The organism is Embleya sp. AB8, from assembly GCF_049739465.1.
Lineage (GTDB): Bacteria > Actinomycetota > Actinomycetes > Streptomycetales > Streptomycetaceae > Embleya.
This window is the reverse complement of the sequence record NZ_JBMHHY010000049.1, coordinates 19,865-36,185: the sequence shown is the minus strand read 5'-3', so window position 1 is coordinate 36,185 and position 16,321 is coordinate 19,865. Positions and strand designations below refer to the sequence as shown.

The window sequence follows — 16,321 nt, the reverse complement described above, 5'->3', positions numbered from 1 at the left end:
TTCGGAGGGCGTGGGCGGATGCCGCGCCAGACGCTACGACGCAAAGGTGGCGTACGGGTGACAACCGTCCCCGGTTCACGTGACGTGCGGGATGATCTTCGGGTGTCGGTGCGAGCGCAGCACCAGCTCGACCACGATCAGGTTGGGCACCCAGCACAGGAACGGGACGATCTTGTACGCGCGGTCGAAGTCGCCGGTCAGCGGGGTCAGCACGACCAGCCACAGGCGCAACGTCACCGCCGCGTAGGTGAATGCGAAGGCCCGGTACATCCAGCGCCGGTGCTCGGCGATCGCGCCGCGCCGGATCGTCCGCAGGCCGAGGAACGCACAGGTCACCCACAGGACGGCGAGCATCCCGAACCCGGCGGTGCCGATCCGGCCGGCCAGGTTCACCGGGGCGATCACCAGGCCGGCGATCCCGCCGACGGTGATGCAGGCCAGGACGACGCGGCCGGTGCCGCGGTGCAGCCGGGGGGCGCGGGCGCGCAGGCGGGTGGAGAGCTGGGCGGGGGACAGGAGCAGGGCCAGGCCGGCGGCGACGATGTGGGTGTAGAGGAACGCCTGGACCCAGTGCGGTCGATATGCGTAGTTCGCCGCCAGTTCGCCGTTGTCGTCGGCGAGTTGGGTGAGCGAATGGGTCAGGTAGGGGAGCGGGGCGAATACGGCGATCGCCAGGGCGGTGAGGGCGAGCCACCAGAGTCCGGCCGTGCGGCGTCGGGTGGGGCCGGGCACGTGCACAGCGGTCATGTCCGTGCGTTCTTTCGTTGCATGCCGGCAACGCTAGGCAGCAGGGGGTGTCGCGCTCGTCCCTCGGGACCGGTGTACCACCTCCCTCCTGCGAGGGAGTGGGCTCTCCATCCGAGGGAGGTGGACCGGGCCGACCCTGCCCCGTGCACAATGGGCCATGCGCCGATCCGACATCTGGCTGACCCTGGGCTTCCTGGCCGGTGCGCACTCGGTGACCGCGCTTGCCCCGGCCGGGCCGCCCTATCGGGAGGCGGACGCCCTCGGCCTGGGCCTGGCGCTGGCGTCCGCGCTGTGTCTGCTCTGGCGTCGGGTGGCGCCGGTTTCGGTGGTGTGCGCCACGTCGGCGCTGGTGGTGGTCAACGCGGCGGCCGGCTACTCCACCACCGTGACCCAGTGGCCGGCGTGGATCTCCCTGTTCACCCTCTTCTCGCTGCGCGGCCGGGTGGCCCGGGTGGTGGGTGCGTTGGTCGAGTTGGCGGCGGTGGGGGGATATGTGTTGTTGGATCGGGGGCCGGTCGGTGCGGCGGATGTGTTCGGTGTGCTGGTGTGCTTCCTGCTGGCCACGGTGGCGGGGGAGGCGGCGCACAGTCGGCGGGTGGCGGCGGATGCGGAGTATGCCCGGCTCCGGGCCGAGGAGCGCAGCGAGCTGGCCCGCGAACTGCACGATTCGATCGGGCACTCGGTCAACGTGATGGTGATGCAGGCGGGGGTCGGGCGCCGGGTGTTCGCGGCCGACCCGACCTTCGCGCGTGAGGCGCTGGGCAATATCGAGAGCGTGGGCCGGGACGCGCTGGGCGAACTGGATCGCCTGGTCCGGGTGATGCACACCGATCGGCCCACCGCCGACCTGTCCGCGCTGGTCGATCGGGTCCGGGCCGCCGGGCGCGAGTTGCGGCTGAACACGGGGGAGGTCCGGATGAGCGAGGGCGTGGCCCAGGCACTGCACCGGATCGTCCAGGAGGCGCTGACCAATGCGTTGCGACACACCGACACCGGCCGGATCGACCTGGACGTGGCGCAGGTGGGCGACACGGTGGTGGTCGAGGTCCGCAACGAGGGCGGGCACCTCCGGGTCGAGCGACCCGGCCGCGGCCTGGCCAACATGCACGAGCGGGCCCGCCGGGTCGGCGGCGAGGTGGAGGCCGGCCCGGTCCACGACGGCTTCCGAGTGCGCGCGACGCTGCCGGCGCAACCGTGATCGGGTGTGGACGGGCCGGCCCGGCCGGGCTGCGTGGGCAAGCCCGGTTGGGCGGTGGCGAGGTGGAAGGTGGTCGGGTGTGGAGTGGGCTTCCGAGGTGGCCATGATCGGCGTACTGCTCGCCGACGACGACGCGTTGGTGCGCAGTGGGCTGAAGGCGTTGTTGCGGGCCGAGCCCGGGATCACCGTCGTGGGGGAGGCGGCGGATGGGGCCGAGGCGGTGCGGGTGGCGCGCGAACTGCGGCCGGATGTGGTGGTGATGGACATCCGGATGCCGGTCCGGGACGGCGTCTCGGCCACCCGCGAACTGCTCGCCGGCGGGCCGGACCGGCCGCGCGTGCTCGTGCTCACCACGTTCGATCTGGACGAGGTGGTGGACGATGCGATCGGCGCCGGGGCGGACGGGTTTTTGCTCAAGCGGGCCACGCCCGAGGAACTGGTCGCGGCGATCCGCGCGGTCGCGGCCGGCGACGCGGTGGTGTCGCCGGCGGTGGCCCGTCGGCTGTTCGCGTCGCACGCCGCGCGGGTCGGGCCGGACCATACCCGCGCGGCGCGGCTGACCGATCGGGAGGCGGACGTACTGCGGGGGATGGCCGCGGGCCGATCCAACCCCGAGATCGCCCGCTCGTTGCACCTGTCCGTGGAGACGGTGAAGACGCACGTCAAACACATCCTCGGCAAGCTGGAGGTACGCGACCGCACCCAGGCCGTGGTCTGGGCCTACCGCACGGGTTTTGCCTACCGCGCCCGGCCGGCCACTCGGGACTGACCGGGCGCAACGGCAGGGAACTCGACGCCCCCGAGCGGTACTTGCTCCGCGCCGCCCTCGGTCCCGAGCACCTCGAACCCGCCGCCCGGTCCGCCGGACCGGCCGGGGGCGCGAAGTCGACGACTCCGCGCCCCCGATCGGGCCTACGCCGTGCCGCCCTTGGCCACGATCGCCTCGGCGAGGTGGCGTGGGACCTGGGCGTATGCGGCGAACTCCATCGTGTAGCCCGCCCGGCCCGAGGTTCTGCTGCGTAGGTCGCCCACGTAGCCGAACATCTCCGCGAGCGGCACCACGGCGGCGACCACCTTGGCGCCGGAGCGTTCGGCCATCGAACGCACCTGCGCCCGCCGGGCGTTGAGGTTGCCGATGACCTCGCCCAGGTAGTCCTCGGGCGTGGTCACCTCGACCGCCATCATCGGCTCCAACAGGGCCGGCGAGGCGAGCCGCGCGGCCTCCTTGAAGGCCAGCGAACCGGCGATCCGGAAGGCCGACTCGGACGAGTCGATCTCGTGGTAGTCGCCGTCGAGCAGGGTGACCCGCAGTCCGGTGAGCGGGTAGCCGGCCAATACGCCGAACTCCATCGCCGCCCGGCAACCCGCGTCCACGGACGGGATGAACTCCCTCGGGCTCCGCCCGCCGGTGACCTTGTCCACAAACTCGTAGCCGCCTCCCTCCAGTGGTTCGACGGCGATCCGGACCCTGGCGAACTGGCCCTTGCCGCCGTTCTGCTTGCGATAGGTGAAGTCGTGCCCGGCCACCGTCCCGCGCACCGTCTCGCGATAGGCGACCCGGGGGCGCCCGACGTCGGCCACCACGCCGAATTCGAGGCGCATCCGGTCGACCAGCACCTCCAGGTGCAGTTCGCCCATGCCCGAGACGATGGTCTGCCCGGTCTCCCGGTCGGTCTTGACCCGGAACGAGGGATCCTCCTCGGCCAGCCGTCGGATGGCGTCGCCGAGCTTCTCCTGATCGGCCTGCGAAGCGGGTTCGATGGCCACCTCGATCACCGGGACGGGGAAGTCCATCGACTCCAGGATCACCGGCTCCGCCGGGTCGCACAGGGTTTCTCCGGTGGCGGTCCGGCGCAGCCCCATCACCGCGACGATGTCGCCGGCGCGCGCGGTCGCGATCTCCTCTCGTTTGTTGGCGTGCATTCGGTAGATCTTGCCGACGCGCTCCCGCCGGCCCCTGGTCGGATTGAGCACCTGGTCGCCGCCGGCCAGCCGGCCGGAGTACAGCCGGATGAAGGTCAGCCTGCCCAGGTGCGGATCACTGGCGATCTTGAACGCCAGGGCCGCGAGCGGCTGTTCGGCCGAGGGTGTGCGCACGACGACCGTCTGCGGGTCCCCGACCGCGTGGCCCTCGACCTCCGGCACGTCGAGCGGCGACGGAAGGTAGCGCACGATGGCGTCGAGCAGTGGTTGAACTCCCTTGTTCTTGAAGGCCGTTCCGCACACCACCGGAGTGATGGTGGGACCGACGTCGGCCGGCCCGGAGGTGATCGTGAGCCGACGGATCGCGGCGTGCAACTGCGCCTCGGTGGGTTCCTCGCCCGCCAGATACAGCTCCAGCATCTCCTCGTCGTGCTCGGCGACCGTCTCGATCAGCCGACCGCGCCACTGCACGGCGGCGGCCCGGTGTTCGGCCGGGATCTCCACGTCCTCGTACGCCTCGCCAAGCCCGGTCTCGGCGGACCAGACCAGCGCGCGCATCCGGACCAGGTCCAGCACACCCCGGAACGCGGCCTCGGCGCCGATCGGCAACTGGACGACCAGGGTTACCGCGCCCAGGCGTTCGCCGATCATCTCGACGCAGCGGTGGAACTCGGCGCCGGTGCGGTCGAGTTTGTTGACGAAGCAGATCCGGGGTACGCGGTAGCGGTCCGCCTGGCGCCACACCGTCTCGGACTGCGGCTCGACACCCGCGACGCCGTCGAACACGGTCACCGCGCCGTCCAGGACGCGCAGGCAGCGCTCGACCTCGACGGTGAAATCGACGTGGCCGGGCGTGTCGATGATGTTGATCCGGTGACCGACGTGGTCGAGCGTCCAGTCACAGGTGATCGCGGCGGAGGTGATGGTGATGCCGCGATCGCGCTCCTGGGGCATCCAGTCCATCGTGGCGGCGCCGTCGTGCACCTCGCCGATCTTGTAGGAGACACCCGTGTAGAACAGGATCCGCTCGGTGGTGGTGGTCTTGCCGGCGTCGATGTGGGCCATGATGCCGATGTTGCGGACGGTGCCGAGATCGCGTGCGGTTCTGGTCATGACGCTTCGGTCTTCTCTCTCGGTGGTCGAAGTCCCCGATGGGATGGGCAAATCACCACGAATCCGGGCAGCGGGCCGCGATCCGTCGCCCCCGGTGCCCGACCCGGCGCCCGGCGAAGCCGCGCGGGCGGGTGAACACCACTGGAAACAAACGGATTTCGCCCGCCGGCGGGCGGTGGCGCGAGGGACCGCCGGATCAGGGATCAGCGCACGCGCCATCGCCCCGTCAACCCACCGACACGGCGCACGGCAGCGGTCGACGACACCGGGGCAGGCCGGTGAAACCGGCATGGCGGCGGGCCGAACCGGCGCGGCGCGCGGCGTCGCGGGTTCGCGGGTTCGCGGGTTCGTACGATGGGAATCGGCGTGCGCGGTCCGCGCATCAGCGCGGGGCGGCGGCCTTCGGATCGACGAGGCGGCGGTGCTGCGACCGCAGGGCGGGCGCTTGAAGATACGCCCCAGAGGCGGGACGACGGTCGTCGTCACGCCCCTACGGGCGGCGGTTCAGCCGCGAGCCGATCCGGAGCGATCGGGCCAACGGCCCTTCCACGGCTCCCGGTTCGTCGTCGGACGGACGGCGCTGCGCGGACGGGTGCCGAACGCGTGGCGCCGCGCCCCGATCTGCCTGCGCGTCACATCCATGGGACCAAGGTAGATCGCCAACCTCCCCGCGGTCACCCGGTTTTCCCCGGGTCCGCTCCTGGACGACACCCGCACGGTGCGCGGCGTGCGCCACCCGCTGCCGGATCCGGCCGACTCGGTGCAGGACACGCTCGCACTGATCGATGCCCGCCCGATTCGGGCCGGGCGCGGCGAACACCCGGGCGGGCGGTCGTAGTCGCAGGCTCACCCGCAGGTGGCGCCGGCGCGACGCTACTCCTACCTGCGGCCTACTTCGCGCGAGCGACGCGCCCGATGGGCGGCTCTTCCTAGCCTCGCGGTATGCGCATACCAGTTCCGCGAGTGGCCCGTGATCGGGCGAACTCGCCGCAACGGCAGGGTATTTGGTCGACAACAATCGCCGGGTTAGTGGCCTGTGCGAGTGTCGTGGGGGTCGGGGTGGTCGCCGGGCCCGCCCGGGCCGACCCGCCGGCCCCGGAGGCCGCGTCCAGCACGATCGCCCGACCCATCGACTGGCATCCCTGTGCCGAGGACCCCACCGCCGACTGCGGTTCGGTGAAACTGCCCGTCGACTGGACCCGGCCCCGCGGTGCCACTTTCGACCTGGCCCTCGCCCGGCGGAAGGCGACCGACCCCACCCGGCGGATCGGCTCACTCGTACTGAACTTCGGCGGCCCCGGCTCGCTCGGCGTCGACGACGTGCTCACCGACTACCGGGACTTCTTCTCGCCGGAGATCAAGGCCCGCTTCGACCGGATCGGCTTCGACCCGCGTGGCTGGGGTCGCAGTGCCGCGCCGAACTGTCCGCAGGCCGGCCCGCGCCCGACCGCCGACCCCACCACCCCGGCCGGCTTCGCCGCATTCGTGGCCGACAACCGCAAGTTGGTCCAGGGCTGCCGGGCCGGCACGGGGCCGCTGTACGACCGACTCGACACGCTGAATGTGGTCCGCGACATCGACGCGCTCCGGGCCGCCCTCGGCGAGGCGCGACTGACCTTCTGGGGCGTGTCCTACGGCACGCTGATGGCGCAGCAGTACGCCGAGGCATTCCCGCATCGGGTTCGCGCACTGGTCGCGGACAGCAACATGGATCACAGCCTGAGCGCCGACCGGTTCATGGACACCCAGGCCGCGACCGTCGAGGACTCCTTCACGGAGTTCGTGAACTGGTGTGCCGGCAGCGGTGATTGCCCGCTGTACGGTCGCGACGTCGGCGCGCTCTTCGAGCGGTTGTACGCCCGCGCCGAGGCGGGCACCCTCTACGCCCCCGGCGACCCCACCCAGGGCTGGAGTCCGGAGTTCCTGCTGACGATCGTCCAGGGCAGGATGTCCTACCTGCGACACGCGCCGACCGACACGCTCACCGTCACCCGAAATCGGGTCGCCGACCTGCTCGCGGCGCTGGACGCGTCGCCGCCGCTGCCGGCCCCGCCGCCCCCGCGCGTGCCCGACCTGGACAGGCGCACCTCACAGGCGGTGCTCTGTACCGACCTGCGCCTTGACTTCGCCGACGCCGGCGCGCTCGCCGCGATGGATCGGCGCTCGAAGGCCATCGCTCCGCACATGCGCCACTCGGTCCAGGCATGGGACGCGATGACGTACTGTCTGGGCCGACCGATGCCGGTCACCAACCCGCCGCGGCCCTACCGCATTCCGGCCACGACGCCGATCCTGCTGGTCAACAACCGACACGACCCGCAGACCCCGCTGTCCTGGGCGGAGCACGCGGCCCGGCAGATCCCGAGCGCGACCCTGGTCACCGCCGAGGGCTGGGGACACCTGGTCTACGACAAGAGCCGGTGCGCGGCGGCGCTGACCGACCGCTACCTGATCGACACCATCGCTCCCGCGCCGAACACGCACTGCGCGCCCGATTGATCCGATACGACCTCCGGTCCGGCCGCCGCACCGACGGACCCGCCGACCGCTGCCGATTCCGCCGGGAGGGACCTCCGGCGGAACCGGTGCGGCCGGCCGCGCGGGCGGGGCTGGGGTCGGCTCCGTCGCGACCGGTGCTCCCGCGTGCGCTCGGTGGTGGGGTGGCCCGCTTACAGGCCCATCCGCGTGACGCGGGTGGTGAGTTCGGTGGCGGCCGTGCGTACCGCCGCCGCGTAGTTGGGGAGTTGTTCGTCGGGGACTCGGTGGGACAACGCGGCGATGCCGATCGCGGCGATGACCGCGCCGTCCTCGCGGTGTACCGGGGCGGCGATGGCCAGGACGTCCGGGTCCGGTTCGCCTCGGGCCACCGCGTAGCCCCGGGCGCGGATCTCGGCCAGTTGGCCGCGCAGGTCGTCCGGGTTGGCGAAACCGGCCACCAGGTGGTCGAGTTCGGCGGCCGGGGTCCAGGCCAGCAGGGTGAGTGCGGCGGCGCCCGCGTTGATCGGCAACACCTGGCCGCGTTCGTAGGACACGCGCAGTGTGTGCCGGGCCTCCTCACGTTCGAGGCAGACGATCGTGTCCCCGGCCCGCCGGGTGAGCAACACCGGCTGGCCCACCGCGTGTACCAGCTCGCGCATCACCGGCCGGGCCAGCTCGGACAACCCCACACCCTTGCGGGCCAGGCGGGCCAGGTCCAGTACGCGTGAGCCCAGCCGAAAGCCGGAGCCGCCGTCGTTCTCCTCCAGGAAGCCGTTGGCGGTCAGGCTCTGCAGGTAGCGGTACGCCGTGGAACGGGCCACGCCCAGATGCTCGGCGACTCCGGTCGCGGACAGCGCGAGTCGGTCGTCGTCGAACAGCAGCAGGATGTCGAGGGCCCGGTCCGCCGTGGAGTTGCGCCCGCGATATCCCTGACCCTGGGTGGTTCCCGAGCCGCCCGACCCTCCCGACACGCCTGACACGCGATGAACGCTATCAGGGGCGGCCGGCCCACCCCCGGGTCACTGCGTCGTGGCCGGAACCGCCGGCAGCACCTGCTCCGCCCAGATCGTCTTGCCCTCCGCCGTGTACCGGGTGCCCCAGCGCTGGGTGAACTGGGCGACCAGGAACAACCCGCGCCCGCCCTCGTCCGAGGTGCGCGCGTGGCGCATCCGCGGGCTGGTGCTGGTCGCGTCGGAGACCTCGCAGATCAGCGTGGCGTCGCGGATCAGCCGCAGCCGGATCGGCCCGGAGGCGTAGCGGATCGCGTTCGTGATCAATTCGCTGACCACCAGCTCGGTGGTGAACGCGAGGTCGTCCAGGCCCCATTCGGCGAGCTGCCGGCCGGCCAGCGTGCGCGCCTCGGCGACGAACGCGGGGTCGGCGGGCAGGTCCCAGGACACCACCTTCGACGAGTCGAGGGTTCGGGTGCGGGCGATCAGGAGCGCGACGTCGTCGGCCGGCGGGTTGCGCGGCAGGATGCCCAGTACGGACCGGCACAACTCGTCCAGCGGCCGGTCCGGGTCGGCCAGCGAGGCGCTGAGCCGGTTCATCCCCGACTCCACGTCCCGATCGCGCGCCTCGACCAGACCGTCCGTGTACAGCACCAGCAGGCTGCCCTCGGGCAGTTCGAACTCGGCCGATTCGAACGGCAGCCCGCCCAGGCCGAGCGGCGGCCCGGCGGGCAGGTCGAGGAATTCCACCGTGCCGCCGGGCCGGACCAGGGCCGGCGGCGGATGTCCGGCGCGGGCCACCGTGCACAGCCGACTGACCGGGTCGTAGACCGCGTACAGGCAGCTCGCGCCCAGCGCGGTGGTGTCCACGCCGCCCTCGCCCGTGCCTTCCTCGTCGACGAACCGGATGACCAGGTCGTCCAGGTGGGCGAGCAGCTCGTCGGGTGGCATGTCCAGGTCGGCCAGGGTGTGTACGGACGCGCGCAGCCGGCCCATCGTCGCCGCGGCATGCGTGCCGTGCCCGGCCACGTCGCCGACCACGAGCGCGACCCGGGCGCCGGACAGCGGGATCACGTCGAACCAGTCGCCGCCGACCCCGGCCCGGTCGTCGGCGGGCAGGTAGCGGCTGGCCACCTCGACCGCGGTCTGCCGGGGCAGCCCGTGCGGCAGCAGGCTGCGTTGCAGGGCCAGCGCGGCGGCGTGTTCGTGGGTGAAGCGCCGCGCGTTGTCGATGCACACCGCGGCCCGGGAGACGAACTCCTCGGCCAGGATCAGGTCGTCGCCCTCGAACGGGTCGGGGGTGTCCCGGCGGAAGAAGTGCGCCACGCCCAGGATGGTGCCGCGGGCCCGGATCGGGACCACCATCAGCGAGTGCAGGCCGACCGTACGCGAGCGCTCGGTGGAGACCTTGTCCTGGGCCAGCCAGGGCAGGATCGCCGGATCCAGGACCGGTTCGAGTACCGCCTTGCCGTCGACCAGGCAGCGCGCCCCGGGGGAGTTGGGGGCCACCGGGGCCCGCTCGCCGATCCGGGCGATCGACTCCACCAGGTCGTCGCCGTTGCCGCCGCTGCGGCCCTCGCGCACCGAGCGCTGGCCGAGTCGGATCAGTTCGGGGTTGTCCCGGCGGACCGGGCCGGGTGCGGGTTCGACGCCGCCGAGTACCGGCTCGAGCAGGTCGACCGCGACGAAGTCGGCCAGGTCGGGCACGGCGACGTCGGCGAGTTCCTGCGCGGTGCGCGCGACGTCGAGGGTGGTGCCGATCCGCGCGCCGATGTCGCTGAGCAGCGCGAGCCGCTGCCGGGCCCGCCACCGATCGGTCACGTCGATCACCAGGTAGCAGACCCCGGCGGGGGTCCCGTCGGTGTCCTCCAGCCGGAAGAAGGAGGTCGAGTAGGCGTGCACGTGTTCCGGGTCGCTCGCGGTGCGGCCCTGGTACTCGTGGTCGATCAGCGGCGTCCCGGTCTCCAGAACCTCGCGCATCAGCGTCTCGATGGTGTCGGCGGGCAGCCCGGGCAACACCTCGCTGAGCCGCCGGCCCAGGCGCCGTTCGCGCGGGACGCCGCCGTTGCGTTCGAGCTGGTCGTTGAGCCACACGCAGCGCAGCTCACGATCGACCACGGCCATGCCGATGGGCGCCCGGTTGAGCAGGTGGTCGAGCAGCGCCCGATCCGCGCCCCACGGCACGGCGGACGCGGCGTCTCCGGCGCCGGCGGCGCCGGCGTCCTCGGGTGTGCCCATCGAGCCCTCCTGTCCTCCTCTTTTCGCCTCTTTCCATGGTCGCGCGTTTGCCGCCCGGCGCAGATCGACCACGGGCCGTGAATCGGCCGCCGCGCGCGGGCCGGCCGCTCAGGGCGGAGCGGCCGGCGGCGCGTCGGGTGCGGGCGGCGACCGGCGGGTCAGCAGCAGGGCCACGTCGTCGGCCCGCTCGGCCAGTCGCCCCGCGTCGCGCAACATCCGGTCGGCCAGCTCGGCCAGGCTCGCGTCCGCGGTGCCGGACAACGACGCGCGCATCCGGTCGATGCCCCGGTCCAGGTCGGCGCCGGCGTCCTCGACGAGGCCGTCGGTGTACAGCGCGAGCACCGCGCCGGGCGGCACGGCCAGCCGGGTCACCGGATACTCGGCGTCCCGGTCCACCCCGAGCAGGGTGCCGCCGGCCAGGTCGAGCACCCGGGTACGCCCGTCCGGTCCGCGCAGCAGCGGAGGCACATGGCCGGCCCGGACCGCCTCGGCGACGCCGGTGGCCGGGTCGAGTTCGAGGTAGAGGCAACTCGCGAACAGGCCCGGGTCCAGGTCGGCAAGGAGCCGGTTGGTACCCCGCACCACCTCGTCGGGCCGCTGCCCGCTGGCGGCGAACGCCCGTACCGCGCTCCGCAGTTGCCCCATCGTGCCGGCCGCAGCCACGCTGTGGCCCTCGACGTCGCCGATCACCAGGGCCACCGCGCGCCCGGTGTCGATCACGTCGTACCAGTCGCCGCCGATCTCCATGCCCTGGGTGCCGGCCAGATAGCGGGCCACCACCTCCAGGCCGGGCAGGTTCGGCAGGCGATGCGGCAACAACGCGTCCTGGAGGCCGCGGGCGAGGGTGAATTCCGCGTCGTAGAGCCGGGCCCGCTCCAGCGCCTGGGCGATCAGGCCGCTGAGCGCGGTGAGCACCGAACGTTCCTCGGCGGTGAACACGTGCCGTGGCACGAAGCCGAGAATGCAGCTGCCCACCGGCCGGTCCGAGGCGATCAGCGGGAGGAACGCCCACGAGGACATCTCGTCGAGCGGGATCCCCGGGTAGGCCGAGGACAGTTCCTCCGGCGACTCGAAGAAGATCGGCACACCGCGGGTGAGCGCCTCGACGCCGGGCAGCGAGGCATCCAGCGACACCCCCTCGAACCGGTCCAGGAACCCCTCGGGGTAGCCGCTCTGGTGGGCCAGGTGGAAGTGGCCGGCGCGGACGATGTAGACGGCCAACTCCCGGCCGCCGAACGCGGGCAGGATCTGGTCGCCGACCACCTCGCACACCTCGCCGACGGAGACCGCCTCGGTGAGCGCGCCGGCCATCTGCAACACGTGGTAGATCGCCCCGAGTCGAGGCGGGGCGGCGTCGACGGGGAGGTCCGCGACCGCGTCGGCGGCCCCGGCGGCGGCCCGCGCGGCGCCGGCGGGCGTCGCCCGATCGGGCGCGTCCGGCGGGGGACCGACCGGGACCACCTTGCCGGTGAGGCCGTACGGGTCCGGATACAGCGAGAAGGCCAACCAGCGATCGCGCGGGGTGCGGGCCAGGAACGAGGCGGGCCGCTGGGAGAGCATCGCGGCCCGGTAGCGGTCCTCGTAGGAGGGGTCGGCCAGCCACGGCAGCGCGGCCCACGGGGTCCGGCCGATCACATCCTCGGGCCGCACGTCGAGCAGGTCGGCCAGATGCCGGCTGGCGTAGGTGATCCGGCCCTCGGGGTCGAGCGCGAACAGCCCGTCCCGCAACCGCTCCACCGCCTCCGCCGCGGCGGCCCCCACGCCCAGGTCCAACACCGCGCCGACCAGATGCCGCGACCGGCCGCCCGCGTCGTCGTCGGGGACCCGGCCCCACACCTCCAGCGGCCGGCGACCACCGTCCGGGCCGATCACCTGGAGCCGCCAGGCCAGTACCCGGCCGGTCTGCACCGCCCGGTGCGCCGCCTCGCGGAACTCCCGCCCGCCGCCGGAGACCACCCGGGCGGCCAGCGTGGCCGCACGTTTGTCGAACCCGGCCGGATCCACCCCGAACAGGTCGCACAACTCGTCGTCGGCGTCGAAGTCGCCGGTGGCCACGTTCCAGTCGAAGAGACCGACCCGGATCAGCGGGAGCGTGGTCTCCGGCAGCAGGGTCACCGTGGGCGGGCCGTCGTAGGCGACCTCCACGCCGCGCCCGGCCCGCGCGCCGAGGGCGTTGCCCAGGCGCAGCGCCGCCGCCCGCAACCGACGCCGGCGGGCACCGGGCAGGCCGGGGCCGGGGGAGGCGGGCCAGATCAGCGACATCGCGCCGAACACCTCGGCGCCGGCGCGGACCGGCGCGGATGCGGACGCGTAGGCGTACGGGGTGCCCAGGGCCAGCTGCGGGAAGCGGCGCATCGCGTCGCCGTCGTCGGCGACGAAGACGGTGCGCCCGGTGCGATACGCCTCCGGGGCGGGCAGCGCGCCGGTCACCGGGACCCGGCTCCACGGGCCGAGCAGCGACACGGCCAGCCCGGCGACCTTGGCCAACACCAGCGAGCGGCGGTCGGGGGAGCGCAGGTAGACCACGCCGGCGTGGGCGCCGGTGGCCCGGACCGCGGCGTCCAGACACGCCGCGCAGTCGGCCAGGACCGCGTCGAGCTCGGCGGCGTCGGTGTCGGTGTCGGCTCCGTTCCGTGCCCCCGCCGGTGCCCGCGCCTGCGAATGTTGCGCCCGACAGGGGTCGGACTCGGGCCCCGGGGTGGTCCCGGTCATCGGCGACACCCGCGTCCGCGGTCGATGCTTCCTCGTACCGTGCGACGCGGCGCCCGCTCCGTTGCTTGCGTGCACATGGTTTCGGAGTAAGCCCGCTCGGGGCCGATGTCAAACCGGCCGTGCGCCGCCGACCCGCCGGAGTTCCGGGCGCGCGGGCCAGGGGCGGGTTGCCGAGAGCATTATTCCGACATTCAGGTGAAAACATAACGAGTCGTCGCGTGTCGGCACAGTCTCGGCCGCGCGGCCGGTCACGGTCTGAATGTCCCATCTTCAGGTGATGCGACCAATGTCGCCCGCCCTCTTCGTGGAGTGCCCATCGTGACCCCAAATCCGTGCCACAGTTCGCCCTCCCGCTTCCGGCGGCCGATCTTCGCAGCGCTCGCGCTGGGTGCCGCCTCGATGGCCGGCACCGGCGTCGCGCAGGCGCTGCCGGCGGCGCCGGGAGACAACGGCGACATCAAGATCCACCTGACCACCACGTCGCCGAACAGCGACAAGGACGACACCACGGTCTGCAAGTTCAATCTGTCGGCCCTCGGCTTCGACACGCTCCAACTGGTCACCTACACGATCGTTCCGCAACCGCCCACGCTCGACGGCGCGACGCTGGGCGGCAGCATCAACCTGCTGAACGGGATCGGGGCCACCGCGACCCTCTCGCTGCCCAACGGCCAGTACAAGCTGGTGTGGACCTTCGTCGGCGAGGTCGGGCTCGGCAAGCAGAAGTTGTTCACGGTCGACTGCTCCAACGGCGGTACGACCGGCGGTACGACGGGTGGTACCACCGGCGGCACCACGAGCGGTTCGACCGGCGGCACCACCGGCGGTACGACCGGCGGGCGTCCGGCGGGCAGCGTGAATGCCGGTGGTGGCGGCGGGAGTTCGCACGTCGACGCGGGTGAGGTGACGGCCGGTGTGGCGGTCGCGGGTGCGGCGCTCGGCGGCTTCGGCTACTACCTCATGCGTCGTCGCCGTGCCGCGGGCGATGCCTCGTCCTGAGCCTCCGCCGGCGCCGCGCCCGGGGATCCCGCCCCGTCCCCGGCACCCGCCGCCCCGCCCGCCCGGTCCGCCGCGCCCACCCCGGGCGCGGCGCCGGCGTCGCTCCGGCCCGCTGGTGGCCGGGGCGACGGCGCTGGCGCTGCTCACCGGACTGTGGCTGGTCCGGGACGGGTCCGGGGACGGCGACGTCGAGCGACCGCCGGCCCCCGTCGCGGCCTCGGCCGCGACGCACGCCGCGGTCCCCAACGACGCGCCGAATCGGGTGGACGCCATTCCGCTGTCGGCGTCGGTGCCGACCAGGATCCGGATCCCCTCGATCGGGGTGAACGCGCCGATGAGCGGGCTCGGTACGGGTCCGGACCGGCGGCTGAGCCCGCCGCCGGTGGACAACCGGAACCTGGTCGGCTGGTATCGCGACGGCGTCGCCCCGGGGGCCCGGGGCAACGCGGTCACGGTCGGCCACGCGGACACCCGCTCCGGCCCGGCCGTGTTCTTCAAGCTCGGCCTGCTGCGGGTGGGCGATCGCATCGAGGTACAGCGGCGGGACCGGCAGACGGCGGTCTTCACGATCGACGCGGTCCGGTCCTACCCGAAGAACGCCTTCCCGGACGAGCTGGTCTACGGCCCCACCCGGGCGGCGGAACTACGGGTGATCACCTGCGGGGGGCGCTACGACAAGAAGACCGGATACGCGGCGAACGTGGTCGTCTTCGCGCATCTGACCAACACCCGGCAGGCGATTCGATAGGTCGCCCGCCGACTCCCCGGCCGTCCGCGCCACCGACCCGCACCCGCCGCCGCGCGGGGCGGGATCGGCGCGGGCGGCCGGCGGCGGGTCCGGGCTCGGTCCGGCGGTGCCCGGTGGCGGGCCCCGGCTCAGCCGCGCTGCGCGGTGCCGAACCAGGCCAGGGTGGCCGCGATCGCCTCGGGGTGCGGGGTGGCCGGGAGCAGGCCGAAGGTGTCGGTGAACGCGGTGGCGTCGACCACGAACGGGCGGTCGCGCTGATACCAGGTCTCGCCGAGCGCGCGAACCGTCGGGTTCACCAGGCCCAGCACCCGCTGCATGGTGCGGCTCACGGCGGCCGACCGGTCCGGCCGGCCGAGCTCGGCGAACACCAGGTCGAGGAAGCGCCGGCCGGTGATCGGCTCGGCGGTGGGGATGTGCCAGGCCCCCCCGTCCGCGCGCGCGTCCTCGCCGAGCAGCGCCAACCCCCGGGCGAAGTCCGGCAGATAGCTGAACGAGTGCGGCTGGTCCAGCGGCCCCACCCAGCGAACGACCTTGCCGCGCACGGCGGCGCCGAACACGGTCTCGCCCACCACGCTGTTCGCCCCGCGCGGACCGAAGTAGTCGGACGCCCGGCCGATCGCCACCCGCACCTCGCCGGCCTCGTGTGCGGCCGGCAACGACCGGGCCATCTCGGCGCGGACCCGGCCCTTGGGGTTGGTCGCCGCGTAGGGCAGATCCTCGGTCATCGGCGCGTCGACCGGGCCGTACATGTAGAGGTTGTCCGCGAGCACCAGCTTGGCTCCGGCCGCCGCCGCGCCCCGGCGGATCGCCTCGGTCAGCGCCGGGAACTCGGCCGGCCAGCGGGTGTAGGCCGGTGCCGCGCAGTGGTAGACGGCGGCGGCGCCGGCACACGCGGTGCCCGCCCCCTCGGGCGTGCCGACATCGGCGCGCATCGCCTCGACACCGTCCGGCAGTTCGAGTCCGCCGCCGCGATTGACCGCGCGCACCCGATGCCCGCGGGAGCGCAGTTCGTCGACGAGGGTGCGGCCGACCGCACCGCCGGCGCCGAGGACCACATGCAGATCGGACGCGGTGGACATGCGAACTCCCGAGATCGTTCCCGGCGGAACACGATCCGGGCCGGGCGAGGGTGAACTGTGGCTACGGCTACGGCTACGGCTACGGCTACGGCTACGGCGGCAGGAGCGCTGTCACGCTACCGGCCCCGGGCACTGC

General features: G+C 73.2%; 11 protein-coding genes. 5 read left to right on the top strand and 6 right to left on the bottom strand.

Translation table 11 applies throughout. The features are described 5' to 3' along the window. Window positions 1-75 precede the first annotated feature (75 nt). Window positions 76-747, bottom strand: coding sequence for a DUF2306 domain-containing protein (locus tag ABIA38_RS43435; RefSeq protein ID WP_424644561.1), 672 nt, complete (start codon window positions 745-747; stop codon window positions 76-78). Window positions 748-904: 157 nt separating this feature from the next. On the opposite strand from ABIA38_RS43435, the gene ABIA38_RS43430 reads away from it, so the two are divergent. Together ABIA38_RS43430 and ABIA38_RS43425 are read left to right on the top strand one after the other, a co-directional pair. Next, window positions 905-1,945 carry a sensor histidine kinase gene (locus ABIA38_RS43430; RefSeq protein ID WP_424644560.1) on the top strand — a complete coding sequence of 347 codons (1,041 nt, stop codon included), beginning with the start codon at window positions 905-907 and terminating at the stop codon, window positions 1,943-1,945. A 103-nt stretch (window positions 1,946-2,048) separates the two neighbouring features. Then, window positions 2,049-2,714 (top strand): response regulator, encoded by a 666-nt coding sequence (locus ABIA38_RS43425; protein WP_424644573.1) that lies wholly within the window; start codon window positions 2,049-2,051, stop codon window positions 2,712-2,714. A 143-nt stretch (window positions 2,715-2,857) separates the two neighbouring features. Here the strand turns inward: ABIA38_RS43425 and fusA are convergent, their stop codons facing one another. Then, window positions 2,858-4,981 (bottom strand): elongation factor G, encoded by a 2,124-nt coding sequence (gene fusA, locus ABIA38_RS43420; protein WP_424644559.1) that lies wholly within the window; start codon window positions 4,979-4,981, stop codon window positions 2,858-2,860. A gap of 1,029 nt (window positions 4,982-6,010) precedes the next feature. On the opposite strand from fusA, the gene ABIA38_RS43415 reads away from it, so the two are divergent. Continuing rightward, a complete protein-coding gene (locus ABIA38_RS43415; RefSeq protein WP_424644558.1) occupies window positions 6,011-7,480 on the top strand; it encodes an alpha/beta hydrolase in 1,470 nt (489 codons plus the stop codon). Between the two features lie 170 nt (window positions 7,481-7,650). Here the strand turns inward: ABIA38_RS43415 and ABIA38_RS43410 are convergent, their stop codons facing one another. From ABIA38_RS43410 to ABIA38_RS43400, 3 genes are all read right to left on the bottom strand, one after another. Continuing rightward, entirely contained in the window at window positions 7,651-8,439 is a 789-nt protein-coding gene (locus ABIA38_RS43410) for an IclR family transcriptional regulator (RefSeq protein ID WP_424644557.1), read from the bottom strand. A 39-nt stretch (window positions 8,440-8,478) separates the two neighbouring features. Continuing rightward, window positions 8,479-10,647, bottom strand: coding sequence for a SpoIIE family protein phosphatase (locus ABIA38_RS43405; RefSeq protein ID WP_424644556.1), 2,169 nt, complete (start codon window positions 10,645-10,647; stop codon window positions 8,479-8,481). A 108-nt stretch (window positions 10,648-10,755) separates the two neighbouring features. Continuing rightward, window positions 10,756-13,359, bottom strand: a complete 2,604-nt coding sequence (locus ABIA38_RS43400; protein WP_424644555.1) for a SpoIIE family protein phosphatase — start codon at window positions 13,357-13,359, stop codon at window positions 10,756-10,758. Between the two features lie 318 nt (window positions 13,360-13,677). On the opposite strand from ABIA38_RS43400, the gene ABIA38_RS43395 reads away from it, so the two are divergent. Further along, window positions 13,678-14,358, top strand: a complete 681-nt coding sequence (locus ABIA38_RS43395; protein ID WP_424644554.1) for a hypothetical protein — start codon at window positions 13,678-13,680, stop codon at window positions 14,356-14,358. A gap of 115 nt (window positions 14,359-14,473) precedes the next feature. After that, window positions 14,474-15,106 carry a class F sortase gene (locus tag ABIA38_RS43390; protein WP_424644553.1) on the top strand — a complete coding sequence of 211 codons (633 nt, stop codon included), beginning with the start codon at window positions 14,474-14,476 and terminating at the stop codon, window positions 15,104-15,106. Between the two features lie 128 nt (window positions 15,107-15,234). Here ABIA38_RS43390 and ABIA38_RS43385 read toward each other — a convergent pair whose 3' ends face one another. Beyond that, window positions 15,235-16,185 carry an NAD-dependent epimerase/dehydratase family protein gene (locus tag ABIA38_RS43385; RefSeq protein ID WP_424644552.1) on the bottom strand — a complete coding sequence of 317 codons (951 nt, stop codon included), beginning with the start codon at window positions 16,183-16,185 and terminating at the stop codon, window positions 15,235-15,237. Window positions 16,186-16,321: the final 136 nt, after the last annotated feature.